This is a genomic window from Micromonospora sp. DT62 (assembly GCF_049847285.1).
Lineage (GTDB): Bacteria > Actinomycetota > Actinomycetes > Mycobacteriales > Micromonosporaceae > Micromonospora > Micromonospora reichwaldensis.
Genome location: NZ_JBNCOB010000005.1, coordinates 98,450 through 123,787 on the forward strand (window position 1 = coordinate 98,450; position 25,338 = coordinate 123,787).

Sequence of the window (25,338 nt, forward strand, 5' to 3'; positions counted from 1 at the left end):
GGACCGGGACCGGGACCGGGACCGGGACCGGGACCGGGACCGGGACCGGGACCGGGACCGGGACCGGGACCGGGACCGGGACCGTATAGGCGAGGACTGCGAGGAGGGCTCTCCGGCTGCCGGTCAGACCGCGGACCGCCAGGTGCTGCGCACGGGACGCGCGTAGGCCCTGCGATCCGACCCGACGTTCTCGCCCTGTGCCCCATCGATGAGCTGGCCCACTCGAGGTGCGCACGACGTACCGGTAGGCCCTGCGATCCGTTTACGACATCAGCTCGACAGCGCCGACACGACCGACAGGGCACCGAGCGCCGACGAATTCCGAACGACAGGGCCCGGACGCCGGTGGAGCCCGCCGCCCGAACGGGATGGCGCACGCCAGCCGGGCGCCAGGCGCAGACGTGGCTCGGGTCGAACGCGTCGACCCGAGCCACGTGTCAGGTACCGGTCCGGGCAGGCCCGCCTGGGAGAGGGCCACCCCAGACAGGGCCGCCCGGGACAGGGCCGCCCGGGACAGGGGCGGGATCGCCGGTCAGCGCGCGGCCAGAGGCTCACAGGCCGGGTCGACCGGGGCCGGCAGGGTGCCCGTCCCGCCCAGGTGGGCGTGGATGGCGGCGGCCGCGGCCCGGCCCTCGGCGATCGCCCAGACGATCAGCGAGGCACCCCGGTGCATGTCGCCGGCGACGAAGACGCCGGCGGTGCCGGTCTGCCAGTCGGATCGGGCGTCGATCGCGCCACGGGCGTTGCGGCCGACCCCGAGCTGATCGAGCAGCGGCTGTTCCTCGGTGCCCTCGAAGCCGATCGCCAGCAGCACCAGGTCGGCCGGCAACTCCCGCTCCGAGCCGGGCAGCGGGGTGACGATGCGCCGCCCGTCGCGCTTCTCCACGGTCACCTCGGCGATCCGTACCGCCCGCACCTGGCCGGTGCCGTCGTCGACGAACTCCTGGACCGCGACGGCGAAGACCCGCTCGCCGCCCTCCTCGTGCGCCGGGTAGCTGCGCAGCAGCCACGGCCACGTGGGCCACGGGTCCCGGGCCTCGTCGCGCGCCTGCGGCGGCTGCGGGTAGAGGTCCAACTGGTGTACGCCGGCCGCGCCCTGGCGGTGCGCCACGCCCAGGCAGTCCGCCGCTGTGTCGCCGCCACCGATGATCACGATGTGCTTTCCGGCCGCGTCGATCGGGTTGCCGTCGGACAGAACCGCCGTGTCGGGCCGGCCGCCCGCCGCCGCGGCGACCACCCGGTTGGCGGCGACGAGGTGGTCCATCGCCTGGTGTACGCCGCGCAGTTCGCGCCCCGGCGTCTCGGGGGTGTCCCGGCCCCGCAGCGCGCCGCAGGCGAGCAGCACCGCGTCGTGCTCGGCGCGCAACTGCTCGGCGGTGACGTCCACGCCGACGTTGACCCCGGTGCGGAAGCGCACGCCCTCGGCGGTGAGCTGGGCCAGCCGCCGGTCGATGTGGACCTTCTCCAGCTTGAAGTCGGGGATTCCGTACCGCAGGAGGCCGCCGATCGCGTCGTCGCGCTCGTACACCGTGACGGCGTGACCGGCGCGGGCGAGCTGCTGCGCGGCGGCGAGACCGGCGGGCCCGGAGCCGACCACGGCGACCGAGCGGCCCGTCGGCGCCGGCGCCGGACGCGGCGCCAGGCCGCCCCGGGCGACGGCCGCGTCGGCGATCTCCACCTCGACCTGCTTGATGGTGACCGGCTGCCCGCCACCGATGCCGAGCACGCAGGCCGCCTCGCAGGGCGCCGGGCAGAGCCGGCCGGTGAACTCGGGGAAGTTGTTGGTGGCGTGCAGCGAGTCCACCGCGGCGTCCCAGTTGCCCGTGCGGACCAGGTCGTTCCAGTCCGGGATGCGGTTGCCCAGCGGGCAGCCGTCGTGGCAGAACGGGATGCCGCAGTCCATGCAGCGGGTGGCCTGCTCGCGGATGAGCTCCTCGCCTGCCGGCGGGTACACCTCGCGCCAGTCGCTGATCCGCACCGGCACCGGGCGGCGCGCGGGCAGCCGCCGGTCGTAGCGCAGGAAACCGTTCGGGTCAGGCACGAGCCACCTCCTGGACCGTCACCCGCGGGGCGGGCAGGGTCGGAACAGACGAAGCGGAGGGCGCCAACTGCGCAGCTGGGGCGGCGTTCGCCGCGAGTGCGCTCATCACCGCGTCGTCGACGTCGCGGCCGGCGGCTTCGGCGGCCCGCATGATCTCCAGCACCCGGCGGTAGTCCCGGGGAACCACGGCGGTGAACTCCGCCACCGCTTCCGGCCAGCGCTTGAGCAGCCCCTCGGCGACCGCCGAGTCGGTCTCGGCGAAGTGCCGCTGCACCAGCTCGTGCAGCATCGCCTGCTCCTCCCCGGACAGCGGCGCCAGGTCGACCAGCTCCGCGTTGACCCGGCGGCGGTCCAGCCGGTGCACGAAGGCCATGCCGCCGGACATGCCGGCGGCGAAGTTGCGGCCGGTCGGGCCCAGCACCACCACGGTCCCGCCGGTCATGTACTCGCAGCCGTGGTCGCCGACGCCCTCGACGACGGCCACCGCGCCGGAGTTGCGTACGGCGAACCGCTCCCCCACCCGGCCGCGCAGGAACAGCTCGCCCGCGGTGGCCCCGTAGAGGATGGTGTTGCCGGCGATGGTCTGGTCCTCGGCCCGCTGCCCCGGCGCGGCCTCGCCGTCGAGAAAGGGGGCGGCGGCGTCCGGCCGCACGATGAGCCGACCGCCGGAGAGGCCCTTGCCCACGTAGTCGTTGGCGTCGCCGTGCAGCCGGAGGGTGACCCCGCCCGGCAGGAACGCGCCGAACGACTGGCCGGCGGTGCCGCGCAGCGTGAACTCGATCGTGTCGGCGGGCAGGCCGGCCCCGCCGAAGCGGCGGGTCACCTCGCCGCCGAGCATCGCGCCGACGCTGCGGTGCTCGTTGCGCACCGCCACCTCCACCCGCACCGGCGTACGGTCGGCCAGCGCCGGCCCGGCCAGGGCGATCAGCTCGTTGTCCAGCGCCAGCTCCAGCCCGTGGTCCTGGGCCCGTACGCCCCGGCGCGCGGCCCCGGCCGGCAGCTCCGGCAGGTGCAGCACGGGGGCCAGGTCCAGCCCGCCGGCCTTCCAGTGCGCGATCGCCGGGGCGACGTCGAGCAGCTCGGCCTGGCCGATGGCCTCCTCGATCGACCGCAGGCCCAGCTCGGCCAGGTAGCCGCGGACCTCCTCGGCGAGGAACAGGAAGAAGTTCTCCACGAACTCCGGCCGGCCGGTGAAGCGTTCCCGCAGCACCGGGTTCTGGGTGGCGATGCCGACCGGGCAGGTGTCGAGGTGGCAGACGCGCATCATGACGCAGCCCTCGACGATCAGCGGCGCGGTGGCGAAGCCGAACTCCTCGGCGCCGAGCAGCGCCGCGACCAGCACGTCGCGGCCGGTCTTGAGCTGCCCGTCGACCTGCACGGTGACCCGGTCGCGCAGCTTGTTGAGCAGCAGCGTCTGCTGCGCCTCCGCCAGCCCCAGCTCCCACGGGGTGCCGGCGTGCTTGAGCGAGTTCAGCGGGGACGCGCCGGTCCCGCCGTCGTGGCCGGAGATCAGGATGACGTCGGCCTTGAGCTTCGCCACGCCCGCCGCGACGGTGCCGACGCCGACCTCGCTGACGAGCTTGACGTGCACCCGGGCGGACGGGTTGACGCACTTCAGGTCGTGGACGAGCTGCGCGAGGTCCTCGATGGAGTAGATGTCGTGGTGCGGCGGCGGGGAGATCAGGCCGACGCCCGGGGTGGCGTGGCGGGTACGGGCGATCCACGGCCAGACCTTGTTGCCGGGCAGCTGCCCGCCCTCGCCGGGCTTGGCGCCCTGCGCCATCTTGATCTGGAGGTCGTCGGCGTTGACCAGGTATTCACTGGTCACCCCGAACCGGCCGCTGGCGATCTGCTTCACGGCGGAGCGGCGGGCCGGGTCGTGCAGCCGGTCGACGTCCTCGCCGCCCTCGCCGGTGTTGGACTTGCCGCCGAGGCGGTTCATCGCGATGGCGAGGGTCTCGTGCGCCTCCGCCGAGATCGACCCGTACGACATGGCGCCGGTGGCGAACCGCTTGACGATCTCGGTGGCCGGTTCGACCTCGTCGAGCGGCACCGGGGGCCGCACGCCCGTACGCAGGGTGAACAGCCCGCGCAGCGAGCCGGCCGCCGCGGCCAGCTCGTCGACCTTGGCCGTGTACTGGCGGAAGACGTCGTACTGGCGGCTGCGGGTGGCGTGCTGGAGCAGGAAGACCGTCTCCGGGTTGAACAGGTGCAGCTCGCCCTCGCGGCGCCACTGGTACTCGCCGCCGACCTCCAGCCGGTCGGACGCCACGGCGCCCGGCGGCGGCCAGGCCACGGCGTGCCGGGCGGCGACCTCGGCGTGGATGCCGTCCAGCCCGATCCCGCCGATCTTGCTCGGGGTGCCCCGGAAGTAGCGCTGGACCAGCTTGGCGTCCAGCCCGACGGCCTCGAAGACCTGCGCCCCGCAGTACGACGACACCGTCGAGATGCCCATCTTCGACATGATCTTCAGGACGCCCTTGCCGAGGCCCTTGACGTAGTTGCGCACGGCCTTGGCCGGTTCCGTGCCGACCAGCGCCCCGGTGGAGATCATGTCCTCCACCGACTCGAACGCCAGGTACGGATTCACCGCCGCCGCGCCGTAGCCGATCAGCACCGCCGCGTGGTGCACCTCGCGGCAGTCGCCGGACTCGACGATCAACGCCACCTGGGTGCGGGTCTGCTCGCGCACGAGGTGCTGGTGCACGGCGGCGGTGAGCAGCAGCGACGGGATGGGGGCGAGGTCGGCGTTGGAGTCCCGGTCCGACAACACCAGGATGCGTACGCCGTCCTCGATGGCCTCGGAGACGTGCCGGCAGATCTCCGTCAGCCGGGCCTTGATCCCGGCGCCGCCCTCCCGGATGCGGTAGAGCCCGGAGACCCGGACCGCCTTGAAGCCGGGCAGGTCGCCGTCCTCGTCGATGGAGAGGATCTTCGCCAGCTCGTCGTTGTCGATCAGCGGGTACGGCAGCACGATCTGCCGACAGCTCGCCGGGCCCGGGTCGAGCAGGTTGCCCTCCGGGCCGATGGTCGACGCCAGGCTGGTCACCAGCTCCTCGCGGATGGCGTCCAGCGGCGGGTTCGTGACCTGTGCGAAGAGCTGATGGAAGTAGTCGTAGAGCAGCCGCGGCCGGGTGGAGAGCGGGGCGATGGGGGTGTCGGTGCCCATCGAGCCGAGCGGCTCGACGCCCGTGCGCGCCATCGGCGCGAGCAGGATCTTCAGCTCCTCCTCGGTGTAGCCGAAGGTCTGCTGGCGGCGGCGTACCGAGTCGTGGGTGTAGACGGTGTGCTGGCGCGGGGGCAGGTCGGTCAGCTCGATCAGGCCGGCGTGCAGCCAGTCGGCGTACGGCTGCTCGGCCGCCAGCTCCGCCTTGATCTCCTCGTCGTGCACGATGCGGCCGGCGACGGTGTCGACCAGGAACATCTTCCCCGGCTGGAGGCGGCCCTTGGCGACCACCCGGGCCGGGTCGAGGTCGAGCACGCCCGCCTCGCTGCCGAGCACCACGAGCCCGTCGTCCGTACGCCACCAGCGTCCCGGGCGCAGCCCGTTGCGGTCCAGCACGGCGCCGACGACGTCGCCGTCGGTGAAGGCGACCGACGCCGGCCCGTCCCACGGCTCCATCAGGCTCGCGTGGAAGCGGTAGAAGGCGCGCTTGTCGGCCGCCATGTCGGGGTCGTTCTCCCACGCCTCGGGGATCATCATCAGCACCGCGTGCGGCAGGCTCCGCCCGGCCAGGTGCAGCAGCTCGAGGACTTCGTCGAAGTTCGCCGAGTCGGAGGCGGCGGGGGTGCAGACCGGGAAGACCCGGCGGATGTTGCCGGGAAAGTTCGGGCTACGGAGCAGTGCCTCGCGGGCCTGCATCCAGTTGCGGTTGCCCCGGATCGTGTTGATCTCGCCGTTGTGCGCGATGAGCCGGTACGGGTGCGCCAGCGGCCAGGACGGGAACGTGTTGGTGGAGAACCGGGAGTGCACCAGCGCGATCGCGCTCTCCACCCGCGCGTCGGACAGCTCCGGATAGAACGCCGGGAGCTGGTCGGGGGTGAGCATGCCCTTGAACACCATGGTCCGCCCGGACAGCGACGGGAAGTAGGCCGGCACGCCCCGCTCGGCGCTCTCCCGCTCGGCCTGCTTGCGCACGCAGAACGCGACCCGCTCCAGCTCGACACCGCCCAGCGGCGACCCGGCCGGTCCGGCCGCCGAGCCCGTGAGCCGGCGCGCGGCGAGGAAGAGCTGCCGCACCCGGGGCATCGCCGCGAGGGCGGTCTCGCCGAGGCCGCTCGGGTCGACCGGCACGTCCCGCCAGCCGAGCACGTCGGCCCCCTCGACCAGCGCGTACTTCTCCACCACGCGGCGCGCGCGGGCCTCGGCGGCGTCGTCGTCGGGAAGGAAGACCAGGCCGGTGGCGTACTCGCCGGCGGGTGGCAGCGGGAAGTCCACCACCGCGCGCAGGAACGCGTCCGGAATCTGGATCATGATGCCCGCGCCGTCGCCGGTGTTGGGTTCCGCGCCTCGGGCTCCCCGGTGGTCCAGCCGGCAGAGCGCGTCGAGGCCGTTGACCACGACCACGTGCGAGCGCCGCCCGTGCAGGTCCGCCACGAAGGCCACACCGCAGGCGTCGTGCTCCTGCGCGGGGTCGTAGAGCCCGGCCGCGGGCGCTCCCGGGCCGAGGTGCGGGGCCTGCTTCGGGCTGCTGTGAGGGTACGGAAAGGCCACCGGGCCTCCTGTCGTCGCTCAGGGTGGATCTCGATCGGGACGACGTCGGCCCTCAAGGGTCTATTGAGTCTACGTTAGGGTCCACCGCGCAAGGCCAGTGCAGATTGATCACACCTTCCAGACTCTGGGACATGTAGTCTCGCGCGGTGGATTTTCTTGACAGGGACCTGTTCGGCCGGTTGGAGCGCTTCTACGACGCGGTGCCCCGGGACGCGGCGCGTACGGAGGAGTACGGCCCGCTCGTGCTGTTCGTCAGGGAAGGCGCCGGTTGGCCGTTCTACGCCCGGCCCCGGCTCGACGCCACCGGTGCCCCGTCACTGGCGGACATCACGGCCGTACGCGAGCGGCAGCGCGAACTCGGCCTGCCCGAGGCCCTTGAATGGGTGCACGAGACCAGCCCCGACCTGCTGGCCGTTGCCCGCTCGGCGGGGCTGGCGGTGCTGGAGGCGCCGCTGATGGTGCTCGACCCGGCCGCCCTGCCCGACCCGGGCACCCTCACGGACGTACCGCTGCGGATGCTCGACGCGGCGGCGCCCGACTTCGCGACGGACCTGGCGGCGCGGGGAGCGGTCGCCGCCGTCGGGTTCTCCGCGGCCGGCACCGCACCCGGCGAGGCCGGGCCCGCCCAGCGGGACGCCGCGATGGCCGAGCCGGACGAGGCGGCGCTCGACGAGGAGCGCACCCGCGTCGCGGACGGCCGGCGGCTGTCGGTGCTGGCGGGAACGCCCGCCGAGGGCGCGCTGGCCAGCGGGATCGCGATGCGCGTGGGCGACGTCGCCGAGATCGCCGGCGTGGCCACCCTGCCGTCCGCCCGCCGCCGTGGCCTGGGCGCGGCGGTCACCGCCACGCTGGCCCGCGAGCTGCTGGCCGCCGGCACCGACCTGATCTTCCTCTCGGCGGGCAGCGAGGACATCGCCCGCGTCTACCTGCGGGTCGGCTTCCGCCGCGTCGGCACCGCCTGCATCGCCGAACCCACCCCCGTCACCCCCTGACTGAGCGCTCGGGGCGGCACATCGGCCCGACGGGTCAGGTCGGGGGGCGCCACTGGGCGGCCGTGGTGGCGGCCGTGGAGAGGAGGCGGGGGGTGAGGGCGCCCAGGGCTACGTCGCGGGCGCGCAGCGCCAGCGGGCCCCGGGCCTTCAGCACCGCCGACATCCGGCGGGTCTGCCGGACCACCGTCGCCGCCCGGGGCCGGCGCACCCGGTCGTACGCGACCACCGCGTCGGGCAGGCGGGACTCGCGCAGCAGCGAGGCGAGGGTAGCGGCGTCCTCGAAGGCGAGGCAGGCGCCCTGGCCGAGGTGCGGCGGCATGGCGTGGGCGGCGTCACCGAGCAGCACCACCCCGCCCGGGCCGGTCGGGAAGCCGTACGACCTCGGCAGCGGCCGCAGCTCGCGGATCTCCTGCTGCACCAGGTCCGTCGGGTCGGTGGCGTCGAGCAGGTCGGCGATCGGCGCGGGCCAGCCCGCGTACCAGCGGCGCAGCAGGGCGAGCTGGGTCTCCGGCGGCTCCGGGCGGGGCGCGCCGACGGCGGTGGCGACCCAGTAGATGCCGCCCCGGCTGGAGCCGCCGGAGGAGCCGCGCTCGCCGAGCGAGGCCGACACGAAGCGGTAGCCGGCACCGAGCACCTCGCCGCCGACGGGCCGGTCGGCGGGCAGCTTCGGGGCCCGGTACCAGGGGATCACCGCCCGCCAGGCGGCGCAGCCGGAGCTGATCACGCCGGACTCGGGGGCGAGTTGCCGGCGCAGCGCACTGTCGGTGCCGTCGGCGGCGACGACCAGGTCGGCCTCGATCGTGTGCCGGCCGTCGCCGACCGAGGGGCGCTCCCCGGACACGGCGTGGACCGTCCGCACGGTCACCCCGGTGCGTAGCTCGACCTCGTCGCCCAGGCCGGCGATGAGCGCGTCGTGCAGGTCCTCCCGGTGCACCACCACCGGCATCCGGTCGGCCGGCGTGGGGCGGGGCTGCACCAGCCAGTGCCCGTCCGGGCGGCGCACCCCGCCGTCGGGCAGCTCCGTGGCGATCGCCTCCAGGCCGGCGCCGAGGCCCAGGGCGCGCAGCGCGCGTACGCCGTTGGGCCAGAGCGCCACGGCGGTCGGCTCGGGGCGGACGCGGTCGGCACGCTCCAGCAGGGTGACCCGCCAGCCGGAGCGGGCCAGCGCGCCGGCGACCGCGAGGCCGCCGATCCCGGCGCCGACCACGACCGCGCTACGCATCGGGTGCTCCTTCTCAGCTGTCGCGCTCGGCGGCCCGGGTGCCCGTGGCCCCGGCCCGGTCCTGCGGGGTCTCCCCGGCGGGCGCGGCATCGTCGCCGGCGGATCCCGGGGTGTCGTCCGCACCGGCCGTCCCGTCCGACGGCGCGTCCACCGAGCCGGGCGCGGCCTCGGCGTCCGGCTCGGCCGGCGTCTCGCCGGTCTCCCGCCAGTGCCGGTACTGCTCCTCGCTCACCACGTGGTAGCCCTCCGGGGCGGCCGCCTGCGCGCCGGCCTCCCGCGCGGACAGGTCGACCTGCGAGACGTCGGAGTCGACGGCCGGCTCCGCGGTCGCGGCGGGGCCGATGGGAATGACGTACTCCCGGGGGCCGCGCACCCGCACGAAGTAGGCGAGGGCGCCGAGGAAGACCAGGCCGGCGGTCCACACGTTCAGGCGTACGCCGAGGATGGTGTTCGCCTCGTCGGTGCGCATCAGCTCGATCCAGAACCGCCCGGCCGTGTAGCCCATGACGTAGAGCGCGAACGCCCGTCCCCGGCCGAGGCGCAGCTTGCGGTCGAGGACGAGGACGAGCGCGGCCACGCCGACGTTCCACAGCAGCTCGTAGGCGAACGTCGGGTGGTAGAGGCCCGGTTCGAGGATCGGCTTGCCGGCGTCGTCGCGCAGCGCGTGGCCCGGGTTGTCCGGGTCCATCCGGTGGATCTCCAGACCCCACGGCAGGGTGGTCCGGCCGCCGTAGAGCTCGTTGTTGAACCAGTTGCCGAGCCGGCCGATCGCCTGGGCCAGCGGCAGGCCGGGGGCCAGCGCGTCGGCGACCACCGAGAACGGGATGCCGAGCTGCCGGGCCGCGAACCAGGCCCCGACGGCCCCGCCGGCCACCGCGCCCCAGATGCCGAGACCGCCCTCCCAGATGGCGAACGCCTTCATCGGGTCGCCGCCGGTGCCGAAGTATTTCTCCGGGGAGGTGATCACGTGGTAGATGCGGGCGCCGATGATGCCGGCCGGCACCGCCCAGACGGCGATGTCGAGGACCGCACCGGGGGCGACGCCGCGCTGGCGCAGCCGCCGCTCGGTGACCCAGCAGGCCACCACGATGCCGACGATGATGCACAGCGCGTACGCCCGGATCGGCACCGGTCCGAGCTGCCAGACGGCGGTGCTGGGGCTGGGCAGGGCCGCCTGGGGAGTCAGCGAGGCGAGAGTCACGGATGCACACGCTACCGCCGTGACCCCCTCCGGTGGCACCCCGGTCCACCGTCCGCCGGTCCCGGTGACTTCTGGTTTGCGCCGCCGTAGGCTCTTTGTCCATGAGCGCGCTCACCTGGGCGGTCGCCGCGGTCGTCACCGACGACGCCGGCCGGGTGCTGCTGTGCCGGCAGGGCCGGGGCGAGCGCCACGGGCTGCCCGGTGGGCGGCTGCGCCCGGCCGAGAGCCCCGTGCACGCGGTCACGCGCGACATCCGGGCCGAGACCGGGTGGGAGGTCGAGGTCGTCGACCTCGTCGGCCTCTACCACCTCGCCGGGCGGTACGGGGCGTCGCCGGCAGCGCTGGCCGGTCCGGCCCCGGCCGCCGGGCGCGCCGGGCCGCTGCCCGACGTCCTGGTGCACGTCTTCCGGGCGCGTACGCGGGGGCCGGGCCCGGCCGGCGACCCGACGGGCGGCTGCCGGCTGTCCTGGCACCACCCCTCGGCACTACCCGAGGCGCTCACCCCGACCACCCGGGCGGCGCTCACCGACGCCCTGGCGGGCCGCTCCGGCGTGCTGCGTGACACCGCCCCGGGCGTCCCGGCGCCGACGGCGGGCCACCCACCGGGGCAGCGGAGCACCCTGCCGGCCGACCGGGCACCGCACCACTGACCGGGGCGAGCCGGAGGGCCGGGCACGCACCACTGATCCGGGCGGGACAGGAGGCCGGGTATCGCGCCACTGACGTGGCGCGAGCGGGCGGGAGTGCGGCAGGGGGCGGCCGGGGTCAGCGGGTGGGGTTGCGGACGCCCTCGGCGAGTTCCGCGCTGAGCGCGCGCAGGGCGGCCAGCCCGGACGCCTCGTCGGGCGCGTCGAGCAGGCAGCGGATCAGTGCGCTGCCGACGATGACGCCGTCGGCGTACCCGGCGACCGTGCCGGCCTGCGCGCCCGTGCCGACGCCCAGCCCGACGCCGACCGGCAGGTCGGTGACCTCCCGCGTGCGGGAAACCAGGATCGGGGCCGCGTCGGAGTTCTTCGCCCGGGCGCCGGTGACACCCATGATCGCGGTGGCGTAGACGAAGCCCCGGCAGTGCTCGACGGTCATCGCCAGCCGCGCGTCGGTCGAGGACGGCGAGACCAGGAAGGTGCGGTCCAGCCCGTACGCGTCCGAGGCGGCGAGCCACTCGCCGGCCTCCTCCGGGATCAGGTCCGGGGTGACCAGCCCGGTGCCCCCGGCCGAGGCGAGGTCCCGGGCGAAGGCGTCGACGCCGTAGCGCTCCACCGGGTTCCAGTAGGTCATGGTGACCACGGGCGCCCCGGTGGCCGCGACGGCCTCGATGACGCGCAGCGTGTCGCGGGTGCGTACGCCGCCGGCGAGGGCGATGTCGCTGGCCTTCTGGATCACCGGGCCGTCCATCACCGGATCGGAGTACGGGATCTCCACCTCGATGACGTCGACGCCGGCCTCGACCATCGCGGTCATCGCGGCGATGCTGCCCTCGACGGTCGGGAAGCCGGCCGGCATGCAGCCGACCAGCACGGCCCGCCCGTCGGCGCGGGCCTTGTCGAAGGCCACCCCGATCCGGCTCACGTTCTCACTGCTCCTTGTCGAGGATGCCGAAGTAGTCGCCGGCGGTGTGCACGTCCTTGTCGCCCCGGCCGGAGAGGTTGACCACGATCGTCGGCTCCCGGCCCAGCTCCGCGGTGAGCTTCGGCGCGATCTTGAGGGTGCCGGCGAGCGCGTGCGCGCTCTCGATCGCCGGGATGATGCCCTCGGTGCGGCAGAGCAGCTCGAACGCCGCCATCGCCTCCTCGTCGGTGACCGGCAGGTACGTCGCCCGGCCGCTGTCGTGCAGCCAGGCGTGCTCCGGCCCGACGCCCGGGTAGTCCAGCCCGGCGGAGATAGAGTGCGACTCGCACGTCTGCCCGTCGGCGTCCTGGAGCACGTACGTCCGGGTGCCGTGCAGCACCCCGGCGGACCCGCCGGTGATGCTGGCCGCGTGCCGGCCGGTCTCCACCCCGTCGCCGCCGGCCTCGAAGCCGTAGAGCCGCACGTCGGGGTCGCCGACGAAGGCGTGGAAGATGCCCAGCGCGTTGGAGCCGCCGCCGACGCAGGCGGTGACGGCGTCCGGCAGCGCGCCGGTCAGGTCCAGGCACTGCTGGCGCGCCTCGTCGCCGATGCCCCGGACGAAGTCGCGGACCATCGCCGGGAAGGGGTGCGGCCCGGCGGCGGTGCCGATCAGGTAGTGGGTGTCGTCGACGTTGGCGACCCAGTCGCGCATCGCCTCGTTCATCGCGTCCTTGAGGGTGCGCGAGCCGTTGGTGACGGGGACGACGGTGGCGCCGAGCATCCGCATCCGGGCCACGTTGAGCGCCTGCCGCTCGGTGTCGACCTGCCCCATGTAGACCACGCAGTCGAGGTCGAACAGGGCGGCGGCGGTGGCGGTGGCGACGCCGTGCTGGCCGGCACCGGTCTCCGCGATCACCCGGCGCTTGCCCATCCGCCTGGTCAGCAGGGCCTGGCCGAGCACGTTGCGCACCTTGTGCGCCCCCGTGTGGTTGAGGTCCTCCCGCTTGAGCAGCACCCGCGCGCCCAGCTTGGCGGAGAACCGCTCCGCCGCGTAGAGCAGCGAGGGGGTGCCGGCGTAGTCGCGCAGCAGGGCGCCGAACTCGGCCCGGAACGACTCGTCGGCCATCGCCGTGCGGTGCGCCGCGTCCAGCTCGTCGAGCGCCGCGACCAGCGCCTCCGGCACGAACCGGCCGCCGAACCGGCCGAAGTGACCGGCGGGGTCAGGCAGCGGACCGGCCGCAGCCGTCACGTCGGCGCTCATGAGATCGATCGTCCTCTCGGTGCTGACGAACCGGCGCGGGTCAGCGCACCGGGCGGGGCGTGGCCGGGTGGTTGCCGGCGTTGACCAGCTCGGCCACCGCCTCGCGGGGGCTCTTCTGGGTGACCAGGCCCTCGCCGACCAGGACCGCGTCGGCGCCCGCCGAGGCGTACCGGATGAGGTCGTGCGGGCCGCGCACCCCCGACTCCGCGATCTTGACGACGCTACTGGGCAGGCCGGGCGCGATCCGCTCGAACACCGAGCGGTCGACCTCCAGGGTACGCAGGTTGCGGGCGTTGACCCCGATGACCTGGGCACCGGCCTCCAGGGCGCGGTCGGCCTCCTCCTCGTCGTGGACCTCGACCAGCGCGGTCATGCCCAGCGACTCGATCCGCTCCAGCAGGCCGACGAGGGCGTTCTGCTCCAGCGCGGCGACGATCAGCAGCACCAGGTCGGCACCGTGCGCGCGGGCCTCGTGCACCTGGTAGCTGGAGACGACGAAGTCCTTGCGCAGCACCGGGATGCGGACGGCGGCGCGGACGGCGGCCAGGTCGTCGAGCGAGCCGCCGAACCAGCGCCCCTCGGTGAGCACGCTGATCGCCCGCGCCCCGCCGGCGGCGTAGTCGCCGGCCAGGTCTGCCGGGTCGGCGATCTCGGCCAGCCGCCCCTTGGACGGCGACGAGCGCTTCACCTCGGCGATCACCGCGACGCCCGGCTTGCGCAGGGCCGCGTACGCGTCCAGCGGCGGCGGCGCGGCGGCCGCCAGTTCGCGGATCCGCTCCAGCGGAACCTGCTCCTGGCGCCGGGCGATGTCCTCGCGCACGCCGGCCAGGATCTCGTCGAGCACGCCTACGGACGCTGCCGTACCGGCCTCGTCCCCCTCCGCGTGCGCATGCTCAGCAGTCACCAACGGACTCCCCTCTCCGGGTGTCATGGGCCGATGCTAGGGGGCGCCACCTGGCGACGGCCGCCGGGGGTATGGCGTGCCTCACGAGATGGGCTGGGGCATAATGGCCGACCTCCGGTGAACGGGATGTCACGCAGGGCGACCACACCCCGCGACGAACGACACCCGACCATTCCCACCTCCGCCCCCAGTGCATCGACGTGATCCTATCTGAGGGCGCGGCCCGCCGCCCGGCCCGGCGACCGCTGCGGACGCCGGTCGATGGTGTGACCTACCTCAAGGTCGAACGGCCCTTTGCCTGGTGGCGGCCCTGCGAGCAGTGTTGACGTGTCGGTCACCACGGCGAAACGTGAACCAGCCAGCATCGTCCTCGGGCAGACTCGATGACGCGCCTGCCCCACCGTCACCAACGATCCTCGCGGGGTGATCCATGAGCACTGTCGAGCCGCACCAGCCCATCGGACTGACGACCGTCTCGCGCACGGTCGCATCGCTCGCCGTCGGCGTGGTCCACACCCTTGAGCGCGCCGTCGTGGGCGAGGCCCGGATGCGGACCGCGCGGGGCAACGCCTGGGAGGCGGTCTGCGCCGACCGGGCCCGGGCCGAGCAGCGGGCTGAGCTGGACCGCCTGGTGGCGGAGCTGGCGGCGGCCCGGGCCGCCGCCCGCGAGCGCCAGCCGGTCAGCTGACCGTCGGGTCCTCGCCCCGGTCCAGCGCGTCCCACGCCTCGGTGGTGTGCCGACCGGTGACCCGGTCGCCCTCGCCCCGGGCGGCCGGCGCGGCGTCGCCCGCGGGCCGCCGCTCGTAGCGGGCGCCCATCGCCGGCCAGTGCCGCCCCCGCAGCGCCGTCAGCAGCCCGCCCGCCGTGGCGAGCACCCCGCCGAGCAGGCAGAGCGCGGGCCACTGCCGGGCGACCTCGCCGTCGAACGCCGCGACCAGGCCGTAGCCGCCGCCGGCCGCCACGGCCACGCCGAGCACGCACAGCAGCCCGCCCAGCAGCCGCCGCGCCCGTCCCCGGGTGGCGAGCACGGCGCCGCCGCCGGCCAGCCCGACCAGGGCCAGCGCCGGCAGCCAGGGCAGCAGGCCGGCGCCCGTGCGGGCGTCGCGTACCGGCGGCAGCGGGGTGGGCCGGGCGGTCAACTCGACCGCCCAGGTGCGGGTCGACGCCCACAGCGCCAGGCCCGCGCCGGCCACGCAGAGCAGCACGGCGTACGTCAGCTCGCGCCGCTGCGTGCCGGACCGCGCGCCCCCGCCCGCGTCGGCGGCCGGAGTCGTCCCCGGCTCGGCGGCCGTCATCGGGCGGGCCGGAGGGTCTCGGCGGCGGCGATGGCGGCGAGCACGGCGGCGGCCTTGTTCCGGGTCTCCTGGTCCTCGGCGGCCGGGTCGGAGTCCGCCACCACCCCGGCCCCGGCCTGCACGTACGCCGTGCCGTCGCGCATCAGCGCGGTGCGGATCGCGATCGCCATGTCCAGGTCGCCGCCGAAGCCGAAGTAGCCCACGGTGCCGCCGTAGATGCCGCGCCGGACCGGTTCCAGCTCCTCAATGATCTCCATGGCCCGCACCTTGGGCGCGCCGGAGAGGGTGCCGGCGGGGAAGGTCGCGGCCAGCGCGTCGAAGGCCGTACGGTCCTCGCGCAGCGTGCCGACCACGGTCGAGACGATGTGCATGACGTGGCTGTAGCGCTCGATGGTGGCGAACTCCGGCACCTCGACGGTGCCCGGGCGGCAGACCCGGCCCAGGTCGTTGCGCCCCAGGTCGACCAGCATCACGTGCTCGGCGCGCTCCTTCGGGTCGGCGAGCAGCTCCGCGGCGAGGCGGGCGTCGGCCTCGGGGGTGCCGCCGCGCGGCCGGGTGCCGGCGATCGGGTGCAGCAGCGCACGCTGCCGCCCCTCGGCGTCGCTGGTCACCTTCAGGTGCGCCTCCGGCGAGGACCCGACGATGTCGAAGCCGTCGAAGCGCAGCAGGTACATGTACGGGCTGGGGTTCGTCGTGCGCAGCACGCGGTAGACGTCCAGCGGGTCGGCGTGCGTGTCCCGCTCGAACCGCTGGGCCAGCACGATCTGGAAGCACTCGCCGGCCCGGATCGCCTCCTTGGCCGCCTCGACGGCCTTCGGGTAGCCGCCCTCGGGCGTACGGCTGCGCACCTCGCCGGCCGGGGGCCGCCCGACGGTCGAGACCATCGGCGGGATCGGCCGGGACAGCGCGGTGGTCATCGCGTCGAGCCGCCCGACCGCGTGGTGGTAGGCCGCCGTGACCTGGGCGTCCCGGTCCGGCTCGGCCAGCGGCGGCAGGATGGCGTTGGCGACGAGGATCGCCGAGCCGTCGTAGTGGTCGAGCACCACCAGGTCGGTGGCGAGCATCATGCCCAGCTCGGGCACGCCCAGGTCGTCCTCGGTCAGCTCGGGCAGCCGCTCGAAGCGCCGGATCAGCTCGTAGCCCAGGTAGCCGACCATGCCGCCGGTCAGCGGGGGCATGCCGCTGGCCGCGTCGAACGCCGGACCGGCGAGCGCCTCGACGGTCTCGCGCAGCACCTGGACCGGGTCGCCGGAGGTGGGCAGGCCGGCCGGTGGCCGCCCCGTCCACACCGCGGCGCCGTCCCGTTCGGTCAGCGTGGCGCTGCTGCGTACGCCGATGAACGAGTAGCGCGACCAGGCCAGGCCGGCCGAGCCGACGCCCTGCTCGGCCGACTCCAGCAGGAACGTCCCCGGACCGCCGGCGAGCTTGCGGTAGACGCCGACGGGGGTCTCCGCGTCGGCGAGCAGCCGGCGGGTGACCGGCACGACCCGCCAGCGGGCGGCCAGCTCGGCGAAGGTGGCCGGGTCCGGGCTGACCGCGCCGTCGGTGCGGGAGCCGCCGGGCGTGACGCGCTGCGCGCTCACCGGGCACCCGCCCCGTCCCCGCCGACCGGCAGCTCGGTGAAGAAGCAGGTGCGGTGCCCCGTGTGGCAGGCCGCGCCGACCTGGTCGACGTCGACCAGCAGCGCGTCGCCGTCGCAGTCCAGGGCCACCGCGCGGACGTACTGGTGGTGCCCGGAGGTGGCGCCCTTGACCCAGTACTCCCGGCGGCTGCGCGACCAGTAGGTGGCCCGGCCGGTGGTCAGGGTGCGGTGCAGCGCCTCGTCGTCCATCCAGGCGACCATCAGCACCTCACCCGAGTCGTGCTGGCGGACCACGGCGGCCACCAGGCCGTCGGGGGTGCGGCGCAGCCGGGCGGCGATGGCCGGGTCGAGCCGGGACGGACGGACCGCGCCGTCGGCCGCGGGCTCCTGCGGACTGGGGTGGGCGCCGGTCACGGGCGCGTCAGGTACGGGCACAGTGACCCATTGTCCCGCACGCGGGGCGGGCACGGGTGACGGCTCCCGCCGGGGCCGCGGCGGCCGGTGGGCGGGCCGGGTCAGCTGGTCGACGTAGCGGTCCAGCCGGCCGTCGGTCAGGGCGTCGGCCAGGTCCGCGCCGGCGGCCCGCGCGACCTCGGCGGCGTACGGGCGGATCAGCGGCAGGACGCCGGTGACGAGACGGGCCGCGGCGGCGCAGAGCTGGCCGACGGAGCCGGGCCGCAGGCCGAGGCAGAGCAGCAGGTCCTCCCGGTAGTGCGGGGGCGCCACCGGCAGGTCGAGGGCGGCGGCGAAGGCCGCCCGCCGGGACGTCACCCGGACCGTGGGGTTGGCCAGCCGCAGCACGGACGGGCAGAGCCGGGCCAGATCGGCGGCGGCCAGCCGCACGCCGAGGTGGTCGTCGGTGTCCCGTGCGCCGGCCACCTTACCGAGCGTCGCGATCAGCTCCTCCAGCTGCGGCTCGCCGGCGGGATGGCAGAGCACCGGCAGGTCGATCCGGGGCCGCCAGTGCGGGTCCGCCCACAGCAGCCGGGCCGGCGCCGTCACCGGCAGCCCGAACGCCCAGTCGGCGGGCTCGCCGAGGCGGGTCAGCCAGGAGTTCACGTCGCGGGCGGCCACCGAGACGTGGGTCAGCCGGCCAGCGTGCTCGGCCAGGAACGCCCGGCGGGCGGCGTACGGGGCGCCGTCGAGCAGCACGTCGACGTCGACGTCGCTGTGCGCGGTGGCGGCCCGCCGGGCATGGCTGCCGCGCAGCATGATGCCCACCACGGGCTGCTCGGCTCCGGCCCGCAACCGGGCCGCCCATTCGCCGAGGAACCCCTCGTCCGGTGACGCAGCGTGACCCACCGCGCCATCGTGCCGTACGTCCGATCAGGGCGCAATGCCCTATGCCGCGCCTGATGCCCGTTGGCGGACCCGCTGTCCGGGTCCGAAGGCTAATGCCCGACCGATCTCCCCGCCGCTCCGGGGTCCCGCGCGGGTGGACCGGGGTCGACCGTTGCGGCCCGGCGGACGTCTCCGTTAGCGTCGAGTTCAACGGATGATGAGTTTCCCCGGGAGGGCGCCGGTGGACGAGGCGATCGCCGTACGTGACCTGGTCGTCGAGCGGGGCGGGCGGCGGGTGCTGCACGGCATCAGCGCGGACGTGCCGCGCGGTTCGGTCACCGGGCTGCTCGGCCCGAGCGGCAGCGGCAAGACCACGCTGCTGCGGGCGGTGGTCGGCGTGCAGGTGGTCGGCGCCGGCTCGGTGACCGTGCTGGGGCGCCCCGCCGGGTCGCCGGAGCTGCGCCGCCGCGTCGGTTACCTCACCCAGGCGCCCAGCGTCTACGCCGACCTGACGGTGCGCGAGAACGCGCGCTACTTCGCCGCCCTGCACGGCCGGGGGCGGGCCGAAGCCGACCGGGCGGTCGCCGACGTCGGGCTCGGGTCGGCCGCCGGCCAACTGGTCGGCACCCTCTCCGGCGGGCAGCGCAGCCGGGCGTCGCTGGCCTGCGCCCTGGTCGGGGAGCCGGAACTGCTCGTCCTCGACGAACCGACCGTCGGCCAGGACCCGGTGCTGCGGGCCGACCTGTGGGCCCGGTTCCACGCCATGGCCGCCGCCGGCACCACCCTGCTGGTCTCCAGCCACGTCATGGACGAGGCGGCCCGCTGCGACCGGCTGCTGTTGATCCGCGAGGGGCGGCTGATCGCCGACGACACCCCCGACGCGGTCCGCGCCGCCGCCGGCACCGACGACCTGGACGAGGCGTTCCTGCGGTTGATCAGGGCGGGCGCCGCCGGACGGGAGGCGTCGTGAACCCCCGGATCCTGGCTGCCACCACCGACCGCATCCTGCGCCAACTGCGGCACGACCGGCGCACCGTGGCGCTGCTGCTGGTGGTCCCGTCGGTGCTGCTCGCCCTGGTCCACGCCATGTACGTCGACCAGCCCGCCCCGCCGGGGCAGCCGTCGACCTTCGACCGGGTCGCCCTGGTGATGCTCGGCTTCTTCCCCTTCGTGATCATGTTCCTGGTGACCAGCATCGCGATGCTGCGCGAGCGCACCACGGGCACGCTGGAGCGCCTGCTCACCACCCCGCTGGGCAAGCTCGACCTGCTCTTCGGCTACGGCATCGCGTTCGGGCTGGCCGCGGTGCTCCAGGCGGTCGTCGCGTCCGTGGTCGCGTACGGCGTCTTCGGGCTGGACACCGCCGGACACAGCGGGCTGGTGGTGCTGGTCGCCGCGCTGAACGCCGTGCTCGCCGTCGCGCTCGGGCTGTTCTGCAGCGCCTTCGCCCGCACCGAGTTCCAGGCCGTACAGTTCATGCCGATCGTGGTCGTGCCCCAGTTGCTGCTCTGCGGGCTCTTCGTGCCCCGGGGCGAGATGGCGGGCTGGTTGCAGGCGGTCAGCGACGTGCTGCCCCTGTCGTACGCCGTCGAGGCGCTCCAGGAGGTCGGCGCCCACGCGGAGCCGACCGGCACGATGTGGCGGGACGTGGCGGTGGTCGCCGGCGCGGCGGCGCTGGCGCTGGTGCTCGCCGCGGCCACCCTCCGGCGGCGCAGCCGCTGAGCCGCCGCCCCGGCTGACGGGGCGCGACGCGGCCGGCGACGGGACGACGGTGGAGCGAAGGGCGACGATGGCGCGGCGGACCGGACGACGACCCGGCAACCCGGACACCCGGCAGGCCATCCTCGACGCGGCCCGCGCCGCCTTCGCCGAGCGGGGCTTCGACGGGGCCTCGATCCGGGCCGTCGCCGCCGCCGCGCAGGTGGACCCGGCGCTGGTGCACCACTACTTCGGCAGCAAGGACCGGCTCTTCCTGGCCGCGATGCACGCGCCGGCCGACCCGGCGGAGCTGCTGCCGAGGGTGCTCGCGGGCGACCGCGCGGGTCTCGGGGAGCGGCTGGTGCGCACCTTCCTCGGCGTCTGGGACTCCCCGGCCGGCACCGCCGGCGTGGCCCTGCTGCGCTCGGCGGTGAGCAACGAGTGGACCGCCCGGCTGCTGCGGGAGTTCCTGGTCACCCAGGTGCTGCGCCGGATCCTCGACGAGCTCGACGTCGACCCGGCCGAGCTGCCGCTGCGCGGCTCGCTGGTGGCCAGCCAGCTGATCGGGCTGGCCATGATGCGGCACGTGGTCCGGCTCGAACCGGTCGCCTCGGCCGCCCCGGAGACCCTCGTCGCGGCGGTCGGCCCCACCGTGCAGCGCTACCTGACGGGCGACCTCGCCGAGGTCTTCGCCGGCTGACCGGACGGCCGGGGCGGCGGCACCCGGTCAGGCGTGGTCGGCGTGCCGGGACGAAGCGTGCCGGCAGACCAGCGGATGCAGGAGCCGGGTCAGCTCCGCCTGGCAGTCCAGCGGACGCGGGAACGCCAGCCGGACGCGCCGGCGGGCGCCGGGTCGGCCGTGGACGACCAGCAGGCCGTACCGGTCGATCCGGACCACCCGGGGCGCGGTGTCGCCGCCGCCGTCGGCGAGGCCGAGCTGGCCGCGCAGGTACCCGGCCATCCCGGCGGCGTGGTGGTCGGCGAGGTCGGCCAGGAGCTCGGCCTCGACGGCGTGCAGCGGGTCGGGCTCCGCCTCGGCGTACGCCTCGGGGTCGATGCGGCGGACGGTGTCGCCGCGTTCCCAGCGGGCCTCGACCACCTCGAAGCGGTGCAGCCGGAACCGGGTGCCGACGTCGAGCAGGTCACCGGCCGGCTCCACGGCCGCGAAGTCCAGCGCGGCGCGGCGCTCCTCGTCGCCGTCCAGCCGGCCCGCCCAGCCGGAGACCCAGGCCCGGCCGAGGCTCGGCGCGCCGGCGGCGGGCGGCAGGTCCAGCACGTCCAGCACCAGCGCGACCTCGGAGTCGCCGTCGGCGGGGCGCAGCGCGGCGGCGAGGTCGCTGACGACCGGCACCAGCAGCAGCACCCGGCCGTCCGGATCGGTCACGTGCCGGACCTGGTGCGGGCCGGGCCGGTGCGCGACGTGGGCGATGCCGGGCAGCCGGCCCGCGACGAGGGTGCGGACGATCTCCGCCGGGCTGGGCCGCATGAACGACTCCTTCGTAGGTTAGCCTTACCTAACTCGGAGACTAGAGCACCGGATCGGGGACGTCCAGGACTACCAGGTGCGGCTCCTGGAGAAGCAGCGCCTGCGCGCGGCCCGGCGCGCCACCGGGCCGCGCGCCGCACGGGCCCGACGCCCGCGCCGGGTCGGCTCAGCGGGTCTGTTCCAGCCAGGAGGCGTAGAGCAGGGCGTAGACCGACTCCGGGTCGCGGACCAGCTCGTCGTGCGGACCGCGCTGCACGATCCGGCCCTTGTCCACCACGATCACCTCGTCGGCGGCCTGCGCCGTGGAGAGCCGGTGCGCGATCGCGAGGGTGGTGCGCCCCCGGGTCACCGCGTCCAGGGTGCGTTGCAGCCGCACCTCCGTGGCCGGGTCGACCGCGCTGGTCGCCTCGTCCAGCACCAGCAGGTCCGGGTCGGCCACGTACGCGCGGGCCAGCGCCACCAACTGCCGCTCGCCCACGCTCAACGCCTCGCCGCGCTCCCCCACCGGCGTGTGCAGGCCCGACGGGAGCCCGTCCAGCCAGTCCGCCAGCCCCAGCTCGGTGAAGGCCGCCGAGAGCTGCGCGTCGGTCAGCTCCGGGCGGGCGAAGCGGACGTTCTCCGCCACCGTGGCGTCGAAGAGGAAGCCGTCCTGCGGCACCATCACCACCCGCGAGCGCAGCGAGCCGAACCGGACCCGCTCCAGCGGCACGCCGGAGAGCAGCACCTGGCCGGCGCTCGGGTCCATCAGGCGGGTCAGCAGCTTGGCGAAGGTGGTCTTGCCGCTGCCGGTCTCGCCCACCACCGCCACCCGGCTCTTCGCCGGGATCTCCAGGCTGACGTCGTGCAGCACCGGCGGACCCCCCGGGTACGCGAAGCGCACCCCCGCGAAGCGGATGTCCAGCGGGCCGGACGGCAGCTCGCGCCCCTGCTCGCCCGGGTCGGCGACGTCCGGCTCGACGTCCAGCACATCCAGCACCCGGCGCCAGCCCGCGATGGCGTTCTGCGCCTCGTTGAGCACCTCGGTGGCGATCTGCACCGGCTGGATGAAGAGCGTGACCAGGAAGAGGAAGGCGGTCACCTCGCCGATGCTCAGGGTGCGGTCGGCGCCGAGGGTCACCCCGAGCACCACCACGCCGGCCAGCGCCAGGCCGGCCGCCAGCTCCCCGACGGAGCTGCCCATGATGCTGATCCTGATCGCCCGCTGCTGGGCCCGACGCTGGCCGTCGATCGCCTCGTCGAGCCGGCGCGCCGTCCGGCCGGCGATCCCGTAGGCCCGGATCACCGGCGCGCCGACCACGCTCTCCCCGATCGCGCCGAGCAGCGTCCCCGTACGCTGCCGGACCACCCCGTACGCCCCGGCGAGGCGACGCTGGAGCCGCCGGATCACGAACACGGCGGGCAGGAAGGCGGCGAAGACCACCAGGGTCAGCTGCCAGGAGTACGCGTACATGACAAGCGTGGTGACCGCCAGCTGACCGAGGTTGATCACCAGGATCACGCCGCCCCACTGGAGGAACTGGGTGATCTGGTCGACGTCGCTGGTCACCCGGGAGACCAGCGAACCGCGCCGCTCCGACTGCTGGTGCAGCATCGACAGGTCGTGCACGTGCCGGAACGCCCGGATCCGCACGTTGGCCAGCGCGGTCTCGCTGACCGTGAAGAGCCGGCGCATCATCAGGTAGCCGCAGATCGTGGTCACCACCAGCACCGCGACGGTGGCGGCGACCACCGTCCAGACCACGCCCAGGTCCAGGCCGCCGACGATGCCGTTGTCGATGCCCTGCTGCACCGCCACCGGGACGGCCGCCCGGCCGACCATGTAGACCAGGGCCAGGCCGAGCGTGCCGGCCAGGCCGACCCGCAGCTCCGGGGAGAGCGCCAGACCGCGGCGCAGCGTCTGCCAGGTCGTCTCGGGCGTCTCCGGAACGTCGGCGGCCTCGGCCTTCCGCGCCGTGTCCGTGGCAGTGGCAGTGGTCACCGGCCTGGCCTTTCGTTCGCGACTGCGGGGCTCCGCTGCGCTGCACTCCTCGCGCTCACCGGTGCTGGCCTTTCGTTCGCGACTGCGGGGCTCCGCTGCGCTGCACTCCTCGCGCTCACCGGTCCACCTCGATTTCCAGGCCCGACGTCAGCGGGGCGACCTCGTCGTACGTCTCGTCCTTCGCGTGGTCGACCTCGGCCTGCTCGTAGGCGGTGACCAGGTCGGCGTAGCCCGGCACCGTGGCCAGCAGCTCGGCGTGCGGGCCGCGGGCGAGCACCCGGCCCTGTTCCAGGTAGACCACCTCGTCGGCCAGCGCGATGGTGGCCCGCCGGTAGGCGACCACCAGGATCGACGCGGCCGGCGCCCCGGCCTGCCCCGCCGAGGAGCGCAGCCCGGCCAGGATGACCGCCTCCACCCGCGGGTCGACGGCGCTGGTCGCGTCGTCGAGGACCAGCAGGCGGGGCCGGCCGGCGAGCGCGCGGGCCAGGGTGAGCCGCTGCCGCTGGCCGCCGGAGAGCGAGGTGCCCCGCTCGCCGACCCTCGTGTCGAGCCCGTCGGGCAGGGCCGCGACGAAGCCGTCCGCCTCGGCCAGCCGCAGCGCGGCCCAGACGTCGTCGTCGCCGATGCCCGGCCGGTCCAGCGTGACGTTGGCCCGCACCGTGTCGTCGAAGACGAACGGCACCTGGGCGACCAGCGCGGCGGTGCCCGCCAGCGAGGCGGCGGTGAGCTGGCGGACGTCCACCCCGTCCACGCACACCGTGCCGGCCAGCGGGTCGACCAGCCGTACGGCCAGCGAGGCGATCGTCGACTTGCCGGAGCCGGTCGGCCCGACCAGGGCGACGATCTTCCCGGCGGGCACGGTGAAGGAGACCTCGCCGAGCACCTCCGTGCCGGGCAGGTGCGCCTCGACGGGCTCGTAGCCGAACCGGACGCCCGCGAACGCGAGGGTGGCCGGGCGGGGGTCCGTCACGTCGAGCGCCGTGTCGCCGTACGCCATCTCGCCGGTCGCGTCGAGCACCCGGCGGACCCGGTCCCAGCCGGCGACGCTGCGCGGCAGCTCGGCCAGCACCCAGCCGATGGCCCGGACGGGGAACGCCAGCACCGTGAAGAGGAAGGCGACGCTGATCAGCTCGGCGACGCTGATCGCGCCCTGTTGCAGCCGGATCGCGCCGACCACCAGCACGGCGAGGGTGCCGAGGCTGGGCAGGGCCTCCAGCAGCGGGTCGAAGACGCCGCGCAGCCGCCCGACCGCCACCAGCGAGTCGCGCAGCTCGCCCGCGCGGGCGGCGAACCGGTCGGTCTCCTGCGCCTCCCGGCCCATCGTCTTGACGACCAGGGCGCCGTCGAAGCTCTCGTGCGCGATGCCGCTGACCTCGGCCCGCAGCCGCTGGGCCCGGGCCTGGCGGGGGGCCATCCGGCGGGAGTAGGCGACATTGAGCGCGAAGAGCGCCGGGAAGACCGCGACGCCGACCAGGGCCAGCGCCCAGTCGGTGGCGAAGAGCGACGCCACCGCGCCGACCAGCATCACCAGGGTGCCGACCGCGAACGGCAGCGGGGCGATCGGGTACCAGGCGGCCTCGACGTCGGAGTTGGCGTTGGACAGCAGCGTGCCGGTGGCGTTGCGGTGGTGCCAGGACAGCGGCAGCTCCAGGTAGCGGCGGGTGACCCGGCGCCGGTAGGCGGCCTGGAGGCGGTACTGCATGTAACCCGCGCCGAGCCGGCGGCCGAAGATGCCGGCCACCCGCAGCACGCTGATGCCGAACAGCGCGACGGCCGCCAGGGCCAGCCCGCCGACCCCGACCTCGCCACGCTCGATCGCCGGCACCACCACGTCGCCGACCACGGCACCCACCACGTAGGCGCTGGCCACCGTCATGGCGCCGAAGAGCACGCTGCCGCTCACCGCGACCGCGAAGATGCGCGGCTGCTCCCGGATCGCCCGCCCGAGGACGACCAGCCCCCGCACCAGCACGTCCCGACTTGTCCTGCTCGCCACGCTCTCCCCCGCCGTAAGCCGCACCTATCCTCCTCATCCTTACCGGTCCGAGCCAGCTCCGCCGCCCCGGACCGCTATGTCCACCGTCACGGCCGCCCGGCCCACTCGGCGCGCCGAGTGGGCCGGGCGCGCCTACGAT

At 75.1% G+C, this 25,338-nt stretch carries 19 protein-coding genes and 1 pseudogene; 6 read left to right on the top strand and 14 right to left on the bottom strand.

Going from position 1 to position 25,338, the window contains the following annotated elements:
* Positions 1-532 precede the first annotated feature (532 nt).
* Positions 533-2,041 (bottom strand): glutamate synthase subunit beta, encoded by a 1,509-nt coding sequence (locus tag ACPXCB_RS09720; protein ID WP_425874147.1) that lies wholly within the window; start codon positions 2,039-2,041, stop codon positions 533-535.
* Entirely contained in the window at positions 2,034-6,755 is a 4,722-nt protein-coding gene (gene gltB / locus ACPXCB_RS09725; protein ID WP_425874149.1) for a glutamate synthase large subunit, read from the bottom strand. The genes ACPXCB_RS09720 and gltB overlap by 8 nt, the downstream gene beginning before the upstream one ends.
* Before the next feature lie 146 nt (positions 6,756-6,901).
* Here gltB and ACPXCB_RS09730 point away from each other — a divergent pair, with 146 nt between their 5' ends.
* A complete protein-coding gene (locus ACPXCB_RS09730; protein WP_425874151.1) occupies positions 6,902-7,747 on the top strand; it encodes a GNAT family N-acetyltransferase in 846 nt (281 codons plus the stop codon).
* 34 nt (positions 7,748-7,781) lie between these two features.
* Here the strand turns inward: ACPXCB_RS09730 and ACPXCB_RS09735 are convergent, their stop codons facing one another.
* Together ACPXCB_RS09735 and lgt are read right to left on the bottom strand one after the other, a co-directional pair.
* Positions 7,782-8,969, bottom strand: coding sequence for an FAD-dependent oxidoreductase (locus ACPXCB_RS09735; RefSeq protein ID WP_425874153.1), 1,188 nt, complete (start codon positions 8,967-8,969; stop codon positions 7,782-7,784).
* Positions 8,970-8,982: 13 nt separating this feature from the next.
* Positions 8,983-10,170, bottom strand: coding sequence for a prolipoprotein diacylglyceryl transferase (gene lgt, locus ACPXCB_RS09740; RefSeq protein WP_425874155.1), 1,188 nt, complete (start codon positions 10,168-10,170; stop codon positions 8,983-8,985).
* Positions 10,171-10,271: 101 nt separating this feature from the next.
* Between lgt and ACPXCB_RS09745 the strand changes: the two genes are divergently transcribed.
* Entirely contained in the window at positions 10,272-10,820 is a 549-nt protein-coding gene (locus ACPXCB_RS09745; RefSeq protein ID WP_425874157.1) for an NUDIX hydrolase, read from the top strand.
* Positions 10,821-10,935: 115 nt separating this feature from the next.
* Here ACPXCB_RS09745 and trpA read toward each other — a convergent pair whose 3' ends face one another.
* Genes trpA through trpC form a run of 3 tightly spaced genes read right to left on the bottom strand, consistent with a single transcriptional unit; the run spans position 10,936 to position 13,823 of the window.
* The gene (gene trpA, locus ACPXCB_RS09750) at positions 10,936-11,739 is read right to left on the bottom strand and encodes a tryptophan synthase subunit alpha (RefSeq protein ID WP_425874159.1); all 804 of its coding nucleotides are present in this window, start codon (positions 11,737-11,739) and stop codon (positions 10,936-10,938) included.
* Positions 11,740-11,743: 4 nt separating this feature from the next.
* A complete protein-coding gene (trpB, locus tag ACPXCB_RS09755; protein ID WP_425874161.1) occupies positions 11,744-12,979 on the bottom strand; it encodes a tryptophan synthase subunit beta in 1,236 nt (411 codons plus the stop codon).
* Positions 12,980-13,019: 40 nt separating this feature from the next.
* Positions 13,020-13,823: an indole-3-glycerol phosphate synthase TrpC gene (gene trpC / locus ACPXCB_RS09760; protein ID WP_425874487.1), complete on the bottom strand. Its 804-nt coding sequence runs from the start codon at positions 13,821-13,823 to the stop codon at positions 13,020-13,022.
* A gap of 490 nt (positions 13,824-14,313) precedes the next feature.
* Between trpC and ACPXCB_RS09765 the strand changes: the two genes are divergently transcribed.
* Positions 14,314-14,571: a hypothetical protein gene (locus ACPXCB_RS09765; RefSeq protein WP_101415126.1), complete on the top strand. Its 258-nt coding sequence runs from the start codon at positions 14,314-14,316 to the stop codon at positions 14,569-14,571.
* Here ACPXCB_RS09765 and ACPXCB_RS09770 read toward each other — a convergent pair.
* The 4 genes and pseudogenes from ACPXCB_RS09770 to ACPXCB_RS09785 all read right to left on the bottom strand — a co-directional run.
* Positions 14,564-15,178: a Trp biosynthesis-associated membrane protein gene (locus ACPXCB_RS09770; RefSeq protein ID WP_425874162.1), complete on the bottom strand. Its 615-nt coding sequence runs from the start codon at positions 15,176-15,178 to the stop codon at positions 14,564-14,566. The genes ACPXCB_RS09765 and ACPXCB_RS09770 overlap by 8 nt on opposite strands.
* Positions 15,175-16,761 (bottom strand): anthranilate synthase component I, encoded by a 1,587-nt coding sequence (locus ACPXCB_RS09775; RefSeq protein ID WP_425874164.1) that lies wholly within the window; start codon positions 16,759-16,761, stop codon positions 15,175-15,177. Before ACPXCB_RS09775 ends, ACPXCB_RS09770 begins: the two co-directional genes overlap by 4 nt.
* Positions 16,758-17,195, bottom strand: a complete 438-nt coding sequence (gene hisI / locus ACPXCB_RS09780; RefSeq protein WP_311411668.1) for a phosphoribosyl-AMP cyclohydrolase — start codon at positions 17,193-17,195, stop codon at positions 16,758-16,760. The genes ACPXCB_RS09775 and hisI overlap by 4 nt, the downstream gene beginning before the upstream one ends.
* A 180-nt stretch (positions 17,196-17,375) precedes the next feature.
* Positions 17,376-17,972, bottom strand: a pseudogene (locus ACPXCB_RS09785) (phosphoribosyl-AMP cyclohydrolase); the annotation flags it as partial.
* A gap of 310 nt (positions 17,973-18,282) precedes the next feature.
* Between ACPXCB_RS09785 and ACPXCB_RS09790 the strand changes: the two are divergent.
* From ACPXCB_RS09790 to ACPXCB_RS09800, 3 genes are all read left to right on the top strand, one after another.
* Complete coding sequence (locus tag ACPXCB_RS09790; RefSeq protein ID WP_425874166.1) at positions 18,283-19,011, top strand: ABC transporter ATP-binding protein; 729 nt, start codon at positions 18,283-18,285, stop codon at positions 19,009-19,011.
* The gene (locus tag ACPXCB_RS09795; protein WP_425874168.1) at positions 19,008-19,763 is read left to right on the top strand and encodes an ABC transporter permease; all 756 of its coding nucleotides are present in this window, start codon (positions 19,008-19,010) and stop codon (positions 19,761-19,763) included. Before ACPXCB_RS09790 ends, ACPXCB_RS09795 begins: the two co-directional genes overlap by 4 nt.
* Before the next feature lie 67 nt (positions 19,764-19,830).
* On the top strand, positions 19,831-20,439 hold the full coding sequence (locus ACPXCB_RS09800; RefSeq protein ID WP_425874170.1) for a TetR family transcriptional regulator: 609 nt from the start codon (positions 19,831-19,833) through the stop codon (positions 20,437-20,439).
* Between the two features lie 27 nt (positions 20,440-20,466).
* On the opposite strand, the gene ACPXCB_RS09805 is transcribed toward ACPXCB_RS09800, so the two are convergent.
* From ACPXCB_RS09805 to ACPXCB_RS09815, 3 genes are all read right to left on the bottom strand, one after another.
* The gene (locus tag ACPXCB_RS09805) at positions 20,467-21,225 is read right to left on the bottom strand and encodes a DUF2470 domain-containing protein (RefSeq protein ID WP_425874172.1); all 759 of its coding nucleotides are present in this window, start codon (positions 21,223-21,225) and stop codon (positions 20,467-20,469) included.
* A 166-nt stretch (positions 21,226-21,391) separates the two neighbouring features.
* Complete coding sequence (locus tag ACPXCB_RS09810; protein ID WP_425874489.1) at positions 21,392-23,119, bottom strand: ABC transporter ATP-binding protein; 1,728 nt, start codon at positions 23,117-23,119, stop codon at positions 21,392-21,394.
* 199 nt (positions 23,120-23,318) lie between these two features.
* Positions 23,319-25,199, bottom strand: a complete 1,881-nt coding sequence (locus ACPXCB_RS09815) for an ABC transporter ATP-binding protein (RefSeq protein WP_425874491.1) — start codon at positions 25,197-25,199, stop codon at positions 23,319-23,321.
* Positions 25,200-25,338: the final 139 nt, after the last annotated feature.

Excerpts from the sequence above, each read along its gene's own strand:
- ACPXCB_RS09735 (WP_425874153.1), bottom strand. The coding sequence starts at position 8,969 with ATGCGTAGCGCGGTCGTGGTCGGCGCCGGGATCGGCGGCCTCGCGGTC.
- ACPXCB_RS09745 (WP_425874157.1), top strand. The coding sequence starts at position 10,272 with ATGAGCGCGCTCACCTGGGCGGTCGCCGCGGTCGTCACCGACGACGCC.
- trpB (WP_425874161.1), bottom strand. The coding sequence starts at position 12,979 with ATGAGCGCCGACGTGACGGCTGCGGCCGGTCCGCTGCCTGACCCCGCC.
- ACPXCB_RS09765 (WP_101415126.1), top strand. The coding sequence starts at position 14,314 with ATGAGCACTGTCGAGCCGCACCAGCCCATCGGACTGACGACCGTCTCG.
- ACPXCB_RS09770 (WP_425874162.1), bottom strand. The coding sequence starts at position 15,178 with ATGACGGCCGCCGAGCCGGGGACGACTCCGGCCGCCGACGCGGGCGGG.
- ACPXCB_RS09800 (WP_425874170.1), top strand. The coding sequence starts at position 19,831 with ATGGCGCGGCGGACCGGACGACGACCCGGCAACCCGGACACCCGGCAG.
- ACPXCB_RS09805 (WP_425874172.1), bottom strand. The coding sequence starts at position 21,225 with ATGCGGCCCAGCCCGGCGGAGATCGTCCGCACCCTCGTCGCGGGCCGG.